We start from the raw sequence: 17,134 nt of genomic DNA, 5'->3' as shown, positions 1-17,134 counted from the left end.
CATCCCACATCAAACATCTAACATATTACAGGTACTTCGTACTTCAAACTTCGTACTTGCTTTTTGGGGGTGTCCCCAAGCTGCGCAAGGGGTCGGGCTTTCCGCTCATACTCCGGCACAAAGCCCTGCTGCGATGGCCTCACCGGGGTAACCGCTTCAATCCCTCACCCGAAGACCAGTTGCAGGTTACCGGTTGCTGGTCGCCGGTCTGTTGAATTTTAAAAGGCTTATAATTTGGTTGAATGATGAAGTGCAGAAGCTCTTCAATACCCCCTACTGCCATTAAACTTTAAACAAATGAACATTGAACGGCAGATGTTGCCGGTTGCTGGTCTGTTGAACCGCTAACATGGAGCGTTGAACAAATGAACATTAAAAAGCAAAGCCTCGTAGAGGCGGCATGTCAGTAGATAAGAAAAGAGACGATTTGCAAGAGCACCGTAGGTGCGATATGTTCACAGGTTGTTTTTAATAAGGCTGTGTGCGTGCAAAAATTACCCGCTGGCTCATCAATGTTCATTATTTCTTGTTCTAAAGGGTTGCGTTGCAATGGTGCACCTATTGCTGCGCTCAACAGCCGGTACGCTTCCCAACCGGTTTTGTTTATCTTTATTTCCGGCACAAAACATGCAGTTGAAAAGCAGGCGGTTGCAAAATAGAATTGCTGGTGATTTTGTAATCCCTCTTTCGGCTCAATGCTTACAGCCTGTATGCTCCTCTTCACTTAAATTGCTCCATATGAAAAAGAACATCGGTTTGTTCATCATCCTTGTTTTACTGGTATCCTTTGCACATGCCCAGCCCGCCGTTTATGGCGCCTGGCACAAAAAAGAAGGAGATATAGAAAAAATAATCTGTGTATTGCCGGGTTATTTTTCTTATGCTGAATTTGATAAGGCTGCCAAAAAGTTTGTAAAGGCCTGGGGCGGTATTTGCGAGGCCGGCAATGAAAATCTTACTATTACCATTGAGTACAATACGCTGGAGAAAAATACCGGTAGCCAGAAAAAAATAGCTTATAAACCAGGCAAAGACCAACTTGCTACAAACGTGGATGGCATCAACGGCCAATGGAAAAAGCTGGATGATGCAGCAGCCGGGCTGGCTGGTGTTTGGCGCATTACCGCCCGTGAAAGCAACGGGGTGATGAGCCCTATGCAACGCACGGCAAGAAAAACAATTAAGATAATGTCGGGTACGCGGTTTCAGTGGGTGGCAATTAATACAGGTACAGGCGAGTTTTTTGGTACCGGTGGCGGTACTTACACTTTTAACAACGGCGTTTATACAGAGCATATTGAATTTTTTCCCCGCGATAACAGCCGCGTTGGTGCATCCCTGGAGTTTAAAGGAAAGGTAACCGGCAACCAGTGGGACCATAGCGGGCTAAGCTCCAAAGGCGAACCCATACATGAAACCTGGACAAAAGAATCTTACTGATTTACTGGACTTTGCACAAAAGCACCCGGTAGCCAATGTTTTCGCGGTTGCCGCAATTCCTTAAGCATTTCTTCACATTTTACGGTGCAACGTGGGCAGGGTAAAGCATGTCTTTACCCGCACAAGAGATTCATCATCCTTAAATGAGAATTTTGGAAAACACGCCAAACGCCGGGAAAGCTGCTTATTTGTTGCCCCATAAGTCACATGCCACCAGCCAGGGTTTCATATTCGTGAAATCTGAATACAAGCTTATTAAAACGAATATTGCGGATATACTGTATGCCGAAGGCATGAAGGATTACATCAAATTCCACCTGCAGGATGGCAGCTTTTACACTACCCTGCAAAGCCTTAATTATTATGAACAAAGATTACAGCATTCAGGGTTTTTCAGGGTTCACCGTTCGTTTTTAGTCAATATTTTCCATATCAGTTGTATCAGCAAGAATGAGGTACAAATAGGAAAGCTGTTCATACCCGTAGGCACAGCTTACCGCAAGCAATTTTTAGATGCCCTGGAAGGCTACCAGTAACTCCACTCTGCCAATCTCATATTAACGTGAGTTTAGTATATCGCATTTACCTGTATGGAATAACGTTATTTACTTTTTTGTCTTGACACAAAAAAGTAACAAAAAAAGTCAAGGAAGAAACGATATACAGCACGTTTCTTCCACTCGCCCTGATTAAGCTTTTGTACTACTGTGATTTCAGCAGCAGAATTTTCTTGTACAAGGTATACTAAGCTTGATGATATTAGTAAAATGAAGATCCTGTCTGATTTTATTTGTATATAGCTGAATATCATGTGAAAGATTCAAAACTCACGTTATATTACCTCTGGTTAAATTGTACAAGCTCTACCACCATTTTTTCAGGAGTTTAGTTGAAAAATCAGCCTGTGTCACCCCGCGCCAGGGATTGAAACGGATACCCCGCTGAAGGCTATGTGCCCGGCTTTGTGGCGGAGTAGCAGTGGAAAGCCCGGCCCGCCCTGTATTTTGGCGGGGGCGCCCTAACAATTCCCATTTGGATGGGGGAAGAAAAAAATAAATCCACAAAGTCTACTAATTTAATAGGTTTTATATACTTTTGCTGCAAATGCAACGCAACTTCAACAACACATCCATCTCAGTACTGTTCCAAAACAGTCATTCCGCCAGCCTGGCACAAGGCTGTACAGTTAAGCATTCCGGCACTCTTTCATGTGCCTGTTGCTGTCCCGCCGGGGCATAATATCTTTTACCGCGAACCAGCGCTTTTTGGCGCAACTACTTTATAACAATCATTAATTTTTTATCACAGCTATTTTACCACCATGATAGCAACAAGCACAATAGAAGCTTCACAGGAAGGCTTTCCTTATCAAAAAAAGCGGATTAACTACAGCATTATCAAGGCATTTTTTACAGCTACATTTTTATTGGTATCTATTCTCTTGTATTCCCAGGAAAGCCAGTTAATAGAAATTTCGGGCAAAGTACTTGACCAGGAAAAGAATGAGCCACTGCAGGGCGTAAGCATACAGATTGCCGGCACTGTTGCAGGCACCATCAGCAACAGCCAGGGTGAGTTTAAGCTTAAAACAAAATTGAAATTTCCTTTCACCCTGCATTTTTCTTCTGTAGGCTACCAACCGCAGGATTTTGAAGTGAAAGACCTTAACTCAAAGCCCAATATAGCCATGGTTACCCAAACCTTTCTGGGTAAAGAAGTGGTGGTAACCGCATCCCGTGTTGCCGAGAGCATACTTAAATCGCCGGTGGCTATTGAAAAACTGGACATCCGTGCCATTAAGGAATCGCCGGCGCCCAGTTTTTATGACGCCCTGGAAAACGTAAAAGGCGTACAGATGACAACCAGCAGCCTTACGTTTAAAGTGCCTAATACCCGCGGCTTCAACATACCCAACAACTTTCGTTTTATGCAATTGGTGGATGGTGTTGACATGCAGGCAGCCACGCTGGGCGTTCCGCTGGGTAACGCCATTGGCCCCACAGAGCTGGATATTGCCAGCGTGGAAATTACGCCTGGCGCTGCCTCAGCCTTGTACGGCATGAACGCCATTAACGGCATGGCCAATCTTATTACCAAAAGCCCGTTTTTGTACCAGGGTTTGAGCATTTATCAAAAAACAGGCCTTAACCATGTGGGTGGCACCGGCAGAGACCTCAGCAACCTTACAGAAACCGCCTTCCGTTACGCCAAGGCCTTTAATAACAAGTTCGCCTTTAAAATAAATGGCAGCTACATGCGGGGTACAGACTGGTTAAGCGATACCCGCAAAGACCAGAACCCCAATAACCTTAAAACTGCCAACCCCACTTTTCCGGAGCTGAATGGCGACAATAATATTGTTTACGACGGCTGGAACAAATACGGCGATGATGCCCTGGCTGGCAGCAACACAGTATCGCTTACCGGCCTTACCATTAATGGCCAGGGTAACCAAACACTTACCGTAGCCCGTACCGGCTATTGGGAAAAAGACCTGGTTAGCCCTACCGTTGACAACCTGAAATTTGATGCGGCCCTGCACTACAGGTTAACCGATCACCTGGAGGTTTCTTACGCTTACCGCTATGGCAAAATGGACGGCGTTTTTCAGCGCGGCAACAAAATACAGTTGGATAATGTAGTTGTACAAAACCATAAGATTGAGGTTAAGGGCAGCGAGTTTTCAGTGAAGGCTTATATATCAACAGAAAATACCGGCGATTCTTATAACGTAAAGCCCCTGGCCGACAATATGGATTTGTACAGCGGCGGCAGCGGCAGCGTATGGGGTGCCAAATACAAAAACGCACTGCTGGAATACGCGGCGGCAAATGGCGGCGAATTAAACTCAGCCAACCTGGCCGCAGCCAACCAATATGCCCGTGCCAGGGCTGATGCCGGCCGTGCAGAACCCGGTACTGCCCGTTTTGACTCCATAAAAAATGTTATCCGCGGCATTAATAACTGGGATATTAAATCAAACGCCATCCAGGATGCGCCGGTAACAGGTGGTGCGGCACTGGTACAAAAAAGCCGTATGTACCATGCGGAAGCCCAGTGGGACCTTTCCCGCCGCATAAAAATATTCGACCTGCTGGTTGGTGGCGATGCCCGTGTGTACGAAGTAATTCCCGATGGAAACAACTTTGTTGATTTTAGCCGCCCCATAGATGAGCGCAATAAGCCGGCAAAAGACGGCAGCTTTGGTAAAAACATCCACTACAAAAAATATGGCGGCTTTGTGCAGGCCACTAAAACTGTGCTGGATGACAGGCTGAAATTTTTCGCATCGCTACGCTACGATAATAACCCGGAGTTTGAAGGCAAATTCACCCCACGCCTTGCCGCCGTTTACACTTTTAAAAGAAACCACAACTTCAGGTTTACTTATCAGCAGGGTTACCGCTTTCCATCATTGTTCGAGGCATTGTCTTACGTAAACAACGGAAGGGTAAAGCGTGTGGGCAGCCTGTCGTACATAAACGAGGGCCTGGGTTATCTTGATAACAGCTACACACAGGCTTCGGTGGTAAACTTTAACGCCGCTGTTAAGGCCGCCGGCAACACCGATGCTGCCGCTTTGGCCAACCGCAGCCTGCTGCAGGTGGCCAACCTGCCCAAGGCAAGGCCGGAGCGTATACAGTCCTTTGAATTTGGTTATAAAAGTGTAGTTGCCAATAACAAGCTGGTGCTGGATATTGATGCTTATACCAATACATACGATGGCTTTTTAGGCCAGGTGCAGGTATTTGTGCCTAAGGGCGAAACCGTAGGCTCCGATGCCGCTGTAATTGCCATGATTGACCGCAACAGGGATGCACAACCCGCCAGCGGTGGCAATGCTGCCAGTAAGGGGCAGGATCGTTACCGGGTGTACACCAACGCCAAAAACAAGTACACCAATTATGGTTTCGCGTTTGGCGCCACTTACAACTTCTACAAAAAATTCACCATCGGCGGCAACGTAAGCCATAACAAAATAAAATCCAACGAGGTGAACGATATATTTGTTACCGGTTTTAATACGCCTGCATGGAACACCAATATATCTTTTGGTAATAGGGAAATTGTAAAGAACCTGGGCTTTAGTGTGGTATTTAAATGGCAGCAAAGCTTTTTGTGGGAGAGCCCGCTGGTTACCGCCCAGATACCGGCCTACAGTACGGTGGATGCGCAGGTTACCTACCGTGTTCCCGAAGCAAAGGCAAGTATTAAAATTGGCGGCGCCAACCTGTTTAACAAAAAATATTTGCAGTATGCAGGTGGCCCCACCATTGGCGGCCTGTATTATGCAACCATTACTTTTGACGGGTTGTTGGATAAGTAAGGAAATAAAACCGCTATTGTCCGGTCAAGGGGTTAGCAGTCTCGTTGAAACCGTTCAGCAACGGGGTTCTGGCCCCTCTCTTTCGGAGAGGGGTTGGGGTGAGGTAGGACAATACAGAAGCAAGAATACTTTTTTTGGGACGAGCAGTATTGCTGCTATGAGGCTTTGGTTGTGTCACTCACTTGTACTGCTGTAATTCTATTCAGCAGTTGCAGCAGTAGCCAGCCCTGAGCAAAGCGAAGGGTTCTGTTCTTTACGCAGCAATGTGCAGCAGGTCTCGAAGTCATTAAGTTAAGCTGTGAATGTCAGGTTGAGCTTGTCGAAACCGGGTTATGCAAGTCGTTTTTTCATGAATCCGCCTTCGACAGGCTCAGGCCGACAGCTTAACTTAATGACAATGTGCAGCAGGTTCGTAATAAACCATTCACTGCTGGTGTAGCAACCGGGCAGTATTTAATTTACATCCACCATAAAGAAAACCAAAAACATTGGGCACAGAAACCATAACAAAACCAGCCAGGGTTCTCCCGCTTTTCGTAAAGCTGGAGAACCTTCGCGTATTAATAGTGGGTGGCGGAGAAAGCAGTGCCCGGCGCCTGCAAAACCTGTTGCAGCTATCGCCCGGGGCCACAATAACAATAGTGTACCCCGTTATCAGCGAGCCTGTTAAGCAACTGGCGGCAGCAAATACGGGCGTTGAAATTAAGGAGAAGCCATACAGTTCATCAGACCTTCAGCAGGCTGATGTAGTAATCATTGCCGTACAGGATGCGGAACTTGCCGCGGCTATTGGCCGCGACGCTGTGCGCCATGGTATGTTGTTTCATGCCGGCGAGCAGGGCGGAAATGCTTTTTATACCACGGAAACCAGCGACAACCTTTTAACCGCTGCCGGAGGTAATGGCGGCAATGGTAAAAATTATACAGACATCAACGACAAGGAAGGTGAGAAGCGCTGGAAGAAAGTGGCGTCCTGGTTTGTATTTGCCTTCTTCTTTATGATTTTTGGCCACTGGCTGCTGAGTTATATTGAGTTTGACAGGTTCTGGATTACTATACTTGACGAACTGAAACAGTTAGACACCCGGTTTATGTGGATGATAGCCACCGGTTTTTTTGCGCAGTTGGTAGATGGCGCCCTTGGCATGGGGTATGGCGTAACCTGTACCACGGTGTTATTGTCGTTGGGCGTTAACCTGTCTGCCATCAGCGGCAGTATACATACCGCGGAAATGTTCAGCAGCGGCGCTTCCGGTTACAGCCATTACCGCTTTGGAAATGTAAATAAGAAACTGTTTAAAGTATTGTTGATACCAGGTATTGCCGGCGCGGTTATCGGCGCTGTGCTGCTCTCCAGGTTTGGCGACAAATATGCCGATTATGTAAGGCCACTGCTGGCAACTTATACGTTGATACTCGGCATCAGGATTATTGTAGTGGCCCTTCGTAAAAAAAGAAAACCGGGCAAGGTAAAGAATGCCGGCTGGCTGGCCGGGGCTGGCGGCTTCCTGGATTCGTTTGGCGGCGGTGGCTGGGGCCCACTGGTTACCAGCACCCTAATAGCCAAAGGGCGTACGCCGCGCTTTGTTATTGGCACCGTTAGCGTTACAGAGTTCTTTGTAACCTTTTCCGCGGCCTTAACTTTTTTTACCCAAATAGGCATTAGCCATTGGCAGGTAATAGCCGGCCTTATATTGGGCGGTTTAATAGCCGCCCCGCTGGCGGCCCGGCTATCGGGCAAATTACCGGTAAAAACATCATTTGTAGCGGTTGGGGCTATGGTCATTTTCTGGAGCTCCCGCATACTGGTAAAAGCTATTGCCGGGTTATTTTAGTTATTCGTCTTTGGCAAACCTTATTGCCAAAGACGTAAAATCACTGAGCCGATGCCGGCTACCGGATTGTTGCGCAAAAGAGCATTGATAGTTTTAGACGACTTACTGCAGGCGATAATCTTTAACAATGCCGCAGCCAACGAATCCTAAATTTAGAAATCCACGATCGCAAGTCCTTGCCACCTCCGCCAACATTGAACATTAAACAGACAAACATTAAACAATTACGCCCTTTCCTACAAGTGCAGTTTACCAGTTTCTCTCTCCAGAAACTCCGCAAAGCGTTGCCGCAGGTTTTTATGGTAGCTAATCAGTTGCCTGGCTTCATCAGTTATTACAGAGCCGCCACCTTTTTCGCCGCCGGTTTGCGTAATAACAAACGGCGCTGCTGCCTGGCTGTTTAAAGCATTAATCATTTCCCAGGCTTTTTTGTAAGACATGTTCATCAGCTTGGCGGCTTTATTTATAGAGCCTGTCTCATCAATCCTTTGTAAAAGCTCAACCCTGCCCAGGCCAAAAAAACGTTCGCCTTCGCACTCAATCCACAAGCTGCCGTTTACCTTGTAGGAAGATTTTTTACTGAGTATTGATTTAACGGAGGCTGTAACCATATAGCGTATTTTGTGGTAAAGACAAATGTAAACAACAGCGGCAAGCCATAAAACGTGGAGCCTGTATTTATTGCTGTAAAAAAGCATTTTAATTTGGAATAAAAATCTTTTTGCAATTACCTTCGCCGCCGTAGATGCAAAACCTGCTCAACTATATCTGCGCTTCTTTATTGCTCGGTTTAATACTGCTTAAAACAATGGCTATGCCCATAGCCTGCCTGCAGTACAACATTAACCAGGAATACATTGCTGAAAACCTTTGCGAAAACAAAAGCAGGCCGGAGATGCATTGTAACGGCCAGTGCCAGCTAAAAAAACAACTGGACCATGCCAACGACAGTAATGAATCAACTGCTGAAAAAGGTATAGCTAAATCCGTTAGTGCAGAATATTTTGAACCTGTTGTTAGCCACAGCTTTGCTATTGAAACCCGCATACTAAACTTTAATTTACCCAGCAATATTCACAGTCAACTACTGGCGGGCCATAAAGAAAACATCTTTCATCCACCGCTCTGCTGCTGATATTCTTCTAATGCAAAACTCATCATTTCTTTACCTGGCTTTATGCTATATGCGTAAAGCGTAATGCGCTGCATACAATACAATCCATTTTTCTGTATCAACAATGCCGGTAATACCGCAGAGCTTAAGCCTGTGATAGTGTATCGTGTGTTGCTATCTGCCACTAAGTGCAGGTAACAACATTAAATGCTTTTGCCATCAGCATGTTGACGGACTGGAGTGATGGCGCAATCAGCCCGCTATTACACGCAATAGTCCGTACTCAAAAATTAAAAAGTAAACTGTTATGACTATCCACAAAATCATCATTATAGTACTATTCGTTGCACCTCTTTTTACTTCCTGCTCAAAAGATGCCCAGCCGCCTTCTTCAACAGAAGAACGGTCATCCCTGTCAATAGAATTTGACAATATTGTTGGCGGGCAAAACCTGCAACTGAATACAGGTTCTTATACCAATGCCGCAGGTGAAACTTTTTCGGTTGACAGGCTGCAGTATTTTGTAAGCAACATCAGCCTTAACAAAACAGACGGTACTGTGTACACCGTACCGCAGGACAGCAGTTATTTCCTTGTAAAAGAGGGCGAAGAAGATGCAGACCATGTAACGTTAAGTGTTCCCACAGGCGAGTACAGTTCCCTCTCTTTTGTATTAGGCGTTGACAGCCTGCGCAGTACCATGGACATTGCGAAACGTACCGGTGCGTTAGACCCCAGCGGCGGCATGGACGATGGCATGTACTGGGGCTGGAACAGCGGCTATATTTTCTTCAAAATGGAAGGCTTATCCCCTGAGGCGCCGGTTGACCCCACAGGTAAGCACAAGTTCCGTTACCATATAGGCGGCTTTGGCGGCTACTCAGCGCCTACCATCAACAACATTAAAACCGTAACGCTCAATCTTACGCCCGGTGGGGTTGCCAAAGTACGCCAGGGCCGCAACAGCAACATACACCTGATGGTGGATGTGCTAAAAGTTTTCAACGGCAGCACTACTGTTAGCCTGGCAGCCAACCCGCAGGTAATGTTCAGCGATTACAGCGTAAACATCGCCAACAATTATGCAACCATGTTCAGGCATGATCATACAGAAAATTAAGCTGCTATGCGCACCAGGATATATGTAATTGTAATGTTGATAACAGCGGCTTTTGCTGCCTGCCACAAAGAAGTGGCCTCGCTGTTCCGCGGTTTTGAAAAGCCCGCCAATTTTAACACACCTGCTTATAAGCTGGAGAACAACCCGGTTACCGAAGCCGGTTTTGTGCTGGGCAGAAAACTGTTTTACGAGCCCCGCCTTTCCAGGAACAACACCATTAGTTGTGGAAGCTGCCATATACAGTCTTCCGCGTTTACGCAGCATGGCCACGATGTAAGCCACGGTATTGATGACAGGCTGGGCAGCCGCAACTCGCCACCAATTATGAACCTGGCATGGAGCCCGTTACTCATGTGGGATGGCGGCGTGTTCGACCTGGACCTGCAGCCCATTGTGCCCATTACCAATCACGTAGAAATGGATGAAACGGTGGAGAATGTTATCAGCAAACTGCAGCAGCACCCGGATTATCCCGGCATGTTCCGGCAGGCTTTTGGCTCCCCGGAAATTACCACAGCCAGGCTTCTGAAAGCACTGTCCCAGTTTATGGTTATGTGCATCAGCAGCAATTCCAAATACGATAGTGTGGTGCGTGGCCAAGGCACAGTGTTTACCAGCGATGAACAGGCTGGTTACGAAATATTCAAAACCAAATGTTCAGCCTGCCATGCCGAGCCCTTGTTTACCGATAACAGTTTTCGCAACAATGGTTTAAGCATTGCCAACAACAATGACGAAGGCCGTTATACCGTAACGCTCAATGCGGCAGACCGCTACCGGTTTAAAGTGCCAAGCCTGCGCAACCTGGCCTATACCGCGCCTTATATGCACGATGGCCGTTTTTATACGCTGGATGCTGTATTTGACCATTACAGCAGGCAGGTAAAAAATACGCCTAACCTGGATGCTTTGTTGCAGCGTAACGGCGTTCTGGGCATTACGTTAACTACTGCAGAGCGGGTTCAATTACTTGCGTTTTTGCAAACACTTAACGACAGGCAGTTTATTACCGACCCGAGGTTTTCGGAACAGTAAACAAGAATAAAATTTATTGCGTAGACAGACAATCAGGAAAAGGCAGGAATAATATGTATGATACCGGCGATATCATTTCATGGCATCGGCTGTTGCGTCGCAATCACTTTATCGTTCTGTTCTCTGGGCGGCTTTTCAGACCCGGATGGGCTCCCGTCTCTGCCGCAGGCGGCAGAGACATTAACAAAAATCCATAGTATAGAAAGCATATAAATTCTATCATCAAAGCATACAATCAAGATGAAAAAACTATTAGTGGCAACCATTACTGTATTGGTTACATTTTCCGCAACAGCTTGCGATATCTGCGGTTGCGGGGTAGGCAGCTACTATATTGGCATACTGCCCGATTTTAACCAAAAGATATTGGGCTTGCGCTACCGCTACAACACCCTGCGTACACACATAGGCGCCGGCGGTACCACCACCTATCTTACAACAGAAGAAACCTACCGCACCGCCGAACTCTGGGGCGGCTGGACAATCCATCAGAAATTCCGCATAATGGGTTACCTGCCGGTTAACTTTAACCAAAAGCATAACCAGGGTACAACCTATAACAAAAGCGGTATTGGCGATGCAGGCGTTCAGGGTTTTTACCAGTTGCTCAACACAAGAAAAACTGTCGGCCATAAACTGGTAGTGCAATCCCTGTGGGTGGGGGCGGGTGTAAAGCTGCCAACGGGCAGCTACGACAACCTTGAAAAAAGCGATACAGAAACCGCCAATACTTTTCAACTGGGTACCGGCAGTACAGATGTTACGTTAAACGCCATGTACGATTTGCGCATACAGGATGCCGGCATCAATACCTCCGCCAGTTACAAGGTTAATACAGCCAACAAATACGATTACCGTTATGGCAACAAACTAAGCTTTAACCTGCAGGCCTATTACAAGTTAAGGGTAAAAGATTTGTTTACCGTAGCACCCAATGCAGGGCTACAGTATGAAAAGGCCGCGCTGGATGATGATGCCGGCGTTAAAATGGATGTATCCGGCGGAAGGCTGTTGCTGGGCACACTGGGTGCGGAACTGTTGTTTAAGAAAGTAGCGGCCGGCGCTAATTTTCAAACGCCTTTATCGCAAAACCTGGCCAACGGCTTTGTAAAAGCCAATAACCGGGCCATGCTGCATGTATCGTTTGTATTGTAGTTTTTGTGCCGGTAAAAAAGTGAAATCATTACCAGGTGTTTGGCGGACATATACTGGCAAGGGTAAAACCGCATTGGCCTAAGGGCGTACCTTACAATACCCATGCGTGAAACCCGTTGATAGAGAACAAATGCCAAACATCCTGTTGGGGGCGAATAGATTGTATTTTCCCCAAAAACAGCGACTGGCAGTAAAATGGGGTAGTGTAAGTACATCCTGCAACCTGTGTTCCGGAGGAACACCTTGTGGGTAGAACATTACGGGATAGCACCTGCGTTCCAGGGGAACGCTTTGTGCATGCATCTACGGGAATAAGGACAAAATGTTCCTCCGGAACATAAAAGAACGTAAATGGCTATTCTACCCACAACATGTTCCGGAGGAACATAGTAAGTTCCTGTACTTATTTCACCCAATGATAAATAACGGAATGATATGTTCAATCTACCCCTTCACCCCAGGGATGTGTACTATGTGCGTGAGGGATTGAAACGGATACCCCGCTGAAGCTTTGTGTGCCTGCCCTGTGGCGGAGTAGCAGTGGAAAGCCCGGCCCCTTGCGCAGCTTGGGGACACGCCCTGAAACCCTTTCTCTGCAAATATCAAAACACCGTTTTTCGCTTTTTGTGCGAGAACCTTACATTTGCCAGCTATGACACAGGAACAAATTAAAGTTTTACGGGACCGCGTTAGTGTTCTAAGGAGGTTTCTTTGACTACGATAACCGTACGCAAAAAGTAGATAATGACCGCCAGCTTTCACTATCGCCCGGCTTTTGGGACGATAATGAACGGGCTACCGGCATTATGAAGGATATTAAAACCAACGAATACTGGCTGAAGCTGTACAAGCAGGTAGAAACTGCCGTTGAAGACTTTGCCGTGTTGTTTGAATTCTGGAAAGGCGGCGACGCTACGGAAGAAGAAACAAGGCAGGCCTACGAGGCTGCGCTGGCTGCCATTGAAGATGCGGAGTTTAAAAGCACCCTTAACCAGCCGGAAGATGAACTGCCTGCCGTATTGCAGATAAACCCGGGCGCTGGCGGCACCGAAAGCCAGGACTGGGCAGAAATGTTGCTGCGCATGTACCGCATGTATGGTGAAAAGCAAGGCATGAAAGTTACTGAGCTGGACTATCAGGAAGGTGATGGCGCCGGTATTAAAACCGCTACGCTTCAATTTGACGGGCCTTTTGCCTATGGCTTTCTGAAAGCCGAAAGCGGTGTGCACCGGCTGGTGCGCATTTCTCCGTTTGACAGCAATGCCCGGCGGCATACTTCTTTTGCCAGCGTATTTGTATATCCGCTGATTGATGACAGCATTGAAATTGAAGTAAACCCGGCCGACCTGGAATGGGAGTTTTACCGCAGCGGCGGCAAGGGTGGCCAAAACGTAAACAAGGTAGAAACGGCTGTGCGGCTTAAACATGCGCCCAGCGGTATTATTGTGGAATGCCAGCAAAGCCGTACCCAGGGCGAAAACCGTGAGCTGGCGCTGAAAATGCTGAAAAGCCGCCTGTACGAGGAAGAGCTGAGAAGAAGGGAAGAGGCAAAAAATGCCGCCAACGCCAGCAAGAAAAAAATTGAATGGGGCAGCCAGATACGCAGCTACGTGTTTCACCCCTACAAAATGATTAAAGACCACCGTACCGATTACGAGGTGGGCAATGTGCAGCCTGTTATGGATGGCGAACTGGATGGCTTTATAAAAGCTTACCTGATGATGGAAAAAGAGCAGGATGCATAGCCTGCTGCGGTAGCAAAAGAAAAATCTGTTGAATACTGTACAGGCCTGCTATATTTGTTTTATGCCTGTTAAACAGGCAGGCCTGCACTTTGAAACAAAACTAAAAACTACAAACTGTTTTTATGTCTTACAACTTACTAAAAGGAAAGAAAGGTATCATCTTTGGTGCGCTGGATGAAAAATCGCTTGCATGGAAAACTGCTTTGCGCTGCCATGAAGAAGGCGCCCAACTGGTGCTTACCAATGCGCCGGTAGCCCTGCGTATGGGCGAAATAAATAAACTGGCCGATGCCGTACAGGCCCCGGTAGTAGGCGCCGATGTTACCAACATGGACGACCTGAAGAAACTGTTTGAAGAAAGCCTGAAGCATTTTAATGGCGGTATTGATTTTATACTGCACTCAATAGGCATGAGCCTTAATGTGCGCAAGGGCAAGCATTATACAGAAATTGATTACGGATTTAACCAGAAAACGCTGGATATCTCGGCCATGAGCTTTCACCGGGTGCTGCGTACTGCCTGGGATATGGATGCTATTAATGAGTGGGGCAGCGTGGTAGGCCTTACCTACATCGCCGCTCAAAGGGTGTTTCCAGACTACAACGAAATGGCCGACGCCAAAGCCCTGCTGGAAAGCGTGGCACGCAGTTTCGGGTATCATTATGGTGTTCGTAAAAAAGTGCGGGTAAATACGGTATCTCAGTCGCCCACCCGCACAACGGCGGGCAGCGGCGTTAAAGGCTTTGATGGCTTTATAAGCTATGCTGAAAATATGAGCCCGCTGGGTAATGCCACACAGGAAGACTGCGCCAACTACTGCGTATCGCTGTTCAGCGATTTAACCCGGTACGTAACCATGCAAAACCTGTTTCACGATGGCGGCTTCAGCTTTACCGGCGTTACCGCTAAAGTAATAGAGCAAATGGAAAAATAAGTTTAGCTTACACGTAGTTATAAGGCCCCGGCAAAATAGCCGGGGTTTTTTATACACGGTTGCCCTGAGAAATAACATCCATTCGTAATTGCCTGTTGGCGATGATGATACCAGCATTCGCTATTTCATGGCATCGTCCCTTGCGTCGCAATCCGTTCATCGTTCGGTTCATTGGGCGGCTTTTCAGACCCGGGTAGTGCTGGTGCGTGAAGACACGCACCAGGGCGGCGTAGTGTCTGCCGCCTTTGGCGCCAGACACGTTGCATAAGAGGTAAGAGGTTCCAGCTAATCGAATATTTAAAATAGGGTTCTCTGTAACCGGCAGCACAATGTCATTAAGTTAAGAAGAAAGACTTTGTTCTTTGCGCGGTAGGTGCTACATGTTTGTAGAAATAGCATAAAACAAGGGAATTATGCCGCATAGCGGCTACCCTTAAGCGACGATTGGGTAGCCACTCTGTGGCATCCGTTCATGTAAATGATTTTGTTTCTACAAACAGCAAGCCCCGATGGGGCTTAACTTAATGACATTGACCGGCAGCACCCTGAAATTGTCAACTACATATAAAGCATTTTGCCGGAGCACAGTTGTATAATGCGCTTATTCCGCTGTTTCAGAAAAATAAATTTAAAAAACCTCCAAAATAATTGTCATTGTTACAATTCTTTTTTTACATTTGGTTCCTAACAGTTTTTGACTTGTCTTATGGAAGAAGCTTACGTAATAGGGGTTGACTACGGTTCAGACTCTGTCCGCTCAGTTATACTGGATGCCGCCAATGGCGCGGAAATAGCCGCCTCCGTGTTTTATTATCCCCGCTGGAAAGAAGGCCTTTATTGCGAACCGCAGAAAAACCAGTTCAGGCAACACCCGCTGGATTATACCGAAGGGCTTGAAGCCACCATAAAAGGCTGCCTTCAAAAAGCTGGTAAAACTGTGGCGGCAAAGGTTAAAGCCATTTCTATAGATACAACCGGCTCAACACCGGTGGCTGTTGACAAAACAGGAACCCCACTGGCTTTGTTACCCGCTTATGCAGAGAACCCCAATGCCATGTTTGTGCTGTGGAAAGACCACACCGCTACCAAAGAGGCGGCGGAAATAAATGCCCATGCCGAAAAGTTTGATGTTAACTACCTGCAGTTTGTGGGCGGCATCTACTCATCGGAATGGTTTTGGGCCAAGCTGCTGCGCATATTAAGGGCGGATGAAGGGGTAAGGAATGATTGTTACTCCTGGGTAGAACATTGCGACTGGATACCCTTTCTGCTTACCGGCGGCGCCGATGTAAGCCAGCTAAAAAGGGGCGTTTGCTCCGCAGGACATAAAGCATTATGGGCAAAAGAATACGACGGCCTGCCGCCCAATGATTTTTTTGCATCGCTTGACCCGCTGCTGGATGGCTTTACCTCAAAATTGTTTACTGAAACATATACGGCTGACAAAGCGGCCGGCAACCTTTGCCCGGAATGGGCTGAGCGTCTTGGCCTTTCCACAGAAGTTGCGGTAGGTGTTGGCGCTTTTGATGCGCACATGGGTGCTGTGGGTGGCCAGATTGAGCCTTATCATTTAAGCAAAGTAATGGGTACTTCCACCTGCGATATGCTGGTAGCGCCCATTGAAGAAGTGCAGGACAAACTGGTAAAAGGCATTTGCGGCCAGGTGCCAGGCTCTGTTATACCGGGCATGATGGGCCTTGAAGCCGGGCAAAGTGGTTTTGGAGATTGCTATGCCTGGTTTAAAAATATTATCTCCTGGCCGTTGAACAACCTGCTGAAAAACTCCGCTGTAATAGATGCAGCCACCGCGGATGCACTGAAAAAAGAAATTGGCGACAGTATAATAACTGAGCTTTCCAAAGAAGCGGCAAAACTGCCGCTGGATGAAAAAGACGAGTTGGCTATTGACTGGTTTAATGGCCGCAGAACGCCGGATGCCAACCAGTTGCTGAAGGGGGCACTTACAGGATTAAGCCTGGGCACGGATGCGCCCCGCATTTTTAAAGCCATTGTTGAAGCTACCTGTTTTGGTGCCAAAGCCATAGTTGACAGGTTTAACAACGAAGGTGTTGCGGTAAAAGGTTTGATAGGCCTGGGTGGTGTTGCACGTAAATCGCCCTACATTATGCAAATGATGGCCGATGTAATCAATATGCCCATACGCATCCATAAGTCAGAACAAACCTGTGCCGCCGGCGCCGCTATGTTTGCAGCTACCGCAGCGGGTTTATATGAAAAGGTGGAGGATGCTATGGCTGCTATGGGACAGGGTTTTGATATGGAGTATCATCCTGATGAAGAGAAAGCAGCGGTATATGCAAAACGCTATGAGCAGTATATGAAGCTCGGCGGATTTTTGGAAAAAACGGTAGATGAGTAAGGATGATGAATGGTGAATAGTCAATGGTGAATAGGGCAAAACGTATTC

The 17,134-nt window shown here is 47.1% G+C and carries 13 protein-coding genes; 11 read left to right on the top strand and 2 right to left on the bottom strand.

Going from position 1 to position 17,134, the window contains the following annotated elements:
• Nucleotides 1-738 precede the first annotated feature (738 nt).
• From F0364_RS21825 to F0364_RS21810, 4 genes are all read left to right on the top strand, one after another.
• Nucleotides 739-1,440, top strand: coding sequence for a membrane or secreted protein (locus F0364_RS21825; RefSeq protein ID WP_153799941.1), 702 nt, complete (start codon nucleotides 739-741; stop codon nucleotides 1,438-1,440).
• 152 nt (nucleotides 1,441-1,592) lie between these two features.
• A complete protein-coding gene (locus F0364_RS21820) occupies nucleotides 1,593-1,976 on the top strand; it encodes a LytR/AlgR family response regulator transcription factor (RefSeq protein WP_207632822.1) in 384 nt (127 codons plus the stop codon).
• 785 nt (nucleotides 1,977-2,761) lie between these two features.
• A complete protein-coding gene (locus F0364_RS21815; RefSeq protein ID WP_153799939.1) occupies nucleotides 2,762-5,767 on the top strand; it encodes a TonB-dependent receptor in 3,006 nt (1,001 codons plus the stop codon).
• 488 nt (nucleotides 5,768-6,255) lie between these two features.
• Nucleotides 6,256-7,602 carry a TSUP family transporter gene (locus tag F0364_RS21810; protein ID WP_153799938.1) on the top strand — a complete coding sequence of 449 codons (1,347 nt, stop codon included), beginning with the start codon at nucleotides 6,256-6,258 and terminating at the stop codon, nucleotides 7,600-7,602.
• 236 nt (nucleotides 7,603-7,838) lie between these two features.
• On the opposite strand, the gene F0364_RS21805 is transcribed toward F0364_RS21810, so the two are convergent.
• Nucleotides 7,839-8,213 (bottom strand): winged helix-turn-helix domain-containing protein, encoded by a 375-nt coding sequence (locus F0364_RS21805; RefSeq protein ID WP_153799937.1) that lies wholly within the window; start codon nucleotides 8,211-8,213, stop codon nucleotides 7,839-7,841.
• Nucleotides 8,214-8,347: 134 nt separating this feature from the next.
• On the opposite strand from F0364_RS21805, the gene F0364_RS21800 reads away from it, so the two are divergent.
• The 6 genes from F0364_RS21800 to F0364_RS21775 all read left to right on the top strand — a co-directional run bounded on the left by F0364_RS21800 (nucleotide 8,348) and on the right by F0364_RS21775 (nucleotide 14,706).
• Nucleotides 8,348-8,737: a hypothetical protein gene (locus F0364_RS21800; protein ID WP_153799936.1), complete on the top strand. Its 390-nt coding sequence runs from the start codon at nucleotides 8,348-8,350 to the stop codon at nucleotides 8,735-8,737.
• A gap of 286 nt (nucleotides 8,738-9,023) precedes the next feature.
• Nucleotides 9,024-9,836 carry an MbnP family protein gene (locus F0364_RS21795; RefSeq protein ID WP_153799935.1) on the top strand — a complete coding sequence of 271 codons (813 nt, stop codon included), beginning with the start codon at nucleotides 9,024-9,026 and terminating at the stop codon, nucleotides 9,834-9,836.
• A 6-nt stretch (nucleotides 9,837-9,842) separates the two neighbouring features.
• On the top strand, nucleotides 9,843-10,871 hold the full coding sequence (locus F0364_RS21790; protein WP_153799934.1) for a cytochrome-c peroxidase: 1,029 nt from the start codon (nucleotides 9,843-9,845) through the stop codon (nucleotides 10,869-10,871).
• Between the two features lie 240 nt (nucleotides 10,872-11,111).
• Nucleotides 11,112-12,026, top strand: a complete 915-nt coding sequence (locus F0364_RS21785) for a transporter (RefSeq protein WP_153799933.1) — start codon at nucleotides 11,112-11,114, stop codon at nucleotides 12,024-12,026.
• A gap of 652 nt (nucleotides 12,027-12,678) precedes the next feature.
• Nucleotides 12,679-13,771 (top strand): peptide chain release factor 2 gene (gene prfB, locus F0364_RS21780; protein ID WP_153799932.1). Its coding sequence is split into 2 segments (ribosomal slippage): nucleotides 12,679-12,726 and nucleotides 12,728-13,771, totalling 1,092 coding nucleotides; the frame shifts between segments, so codons are not numbered across the junction.
• A gap of 122 nt (nucleotides 13,772-13,893) precedes the next feature.
• Nucleotides 13,894-14,706 carry an enoyl-ACP reductase FabI gene (locus F0364_RS21775; RefSeq protein ID WP_153799931.1) on the top strand — a complete coding sequence of 271 codons (813 nt, stop codon included), beginning with the start codon at nucleotides 13,894-13,896 and terminating at the stop codon, nucleotides 14,704-14,706.
• A gap of 49 nt (nucleotides 14,707-14,755) precedes the next feature.
• Here the strand turns inward: F0364_RS21775 and F0364_RS29340 are convergent, their stop codons facing one another.
• Nucleotides 14,756-14,878, bottom strand: a complete 123-nt coding sequence (locus tag F0364_RS29340; RefSeq protein ID WP_262885413.1) for a hypothetical protein — start codon at nucleotides 14,876-14,878, stop codon at nucleotides 14,756-14,758.
• A gap of 534 nt (nucleotides 14,879-15,412) precedes the next feature.
• On the opposite strand from F0364_RS29340, the gene F0364_RS21770 reads away from it, so the two are divergent.
• The gene (locus F0364_RS21770) at nucleotides 15,413-17,086 is read left to right on the top strand and encodes a ribulokinase (protein ID WP_153799930.1); all 1,674 of its coding nucleotides are present in this window, start codon (nucleotides 15,413-15,415) and stop codon (nucleotides 17,084-17,086) included.
• Nucleotides 17,087-17,134 lie beyond the last annotated feature (48 nt).

Source organism: Foetidibacter luteolus (assembly GCF_009650435.1).
Lineage (GTDB): Bacteria > Bacteroidota > Bacteroidia > Chitinophagales > Chitinophagaceae > Foetidibacter > Foetidibacter luteolus.
The sequence above is the reverse complement of the archived record's forward strand: the minus strand, read 5'-3'. Positions and strand labels throughout refer to the sequence as shown.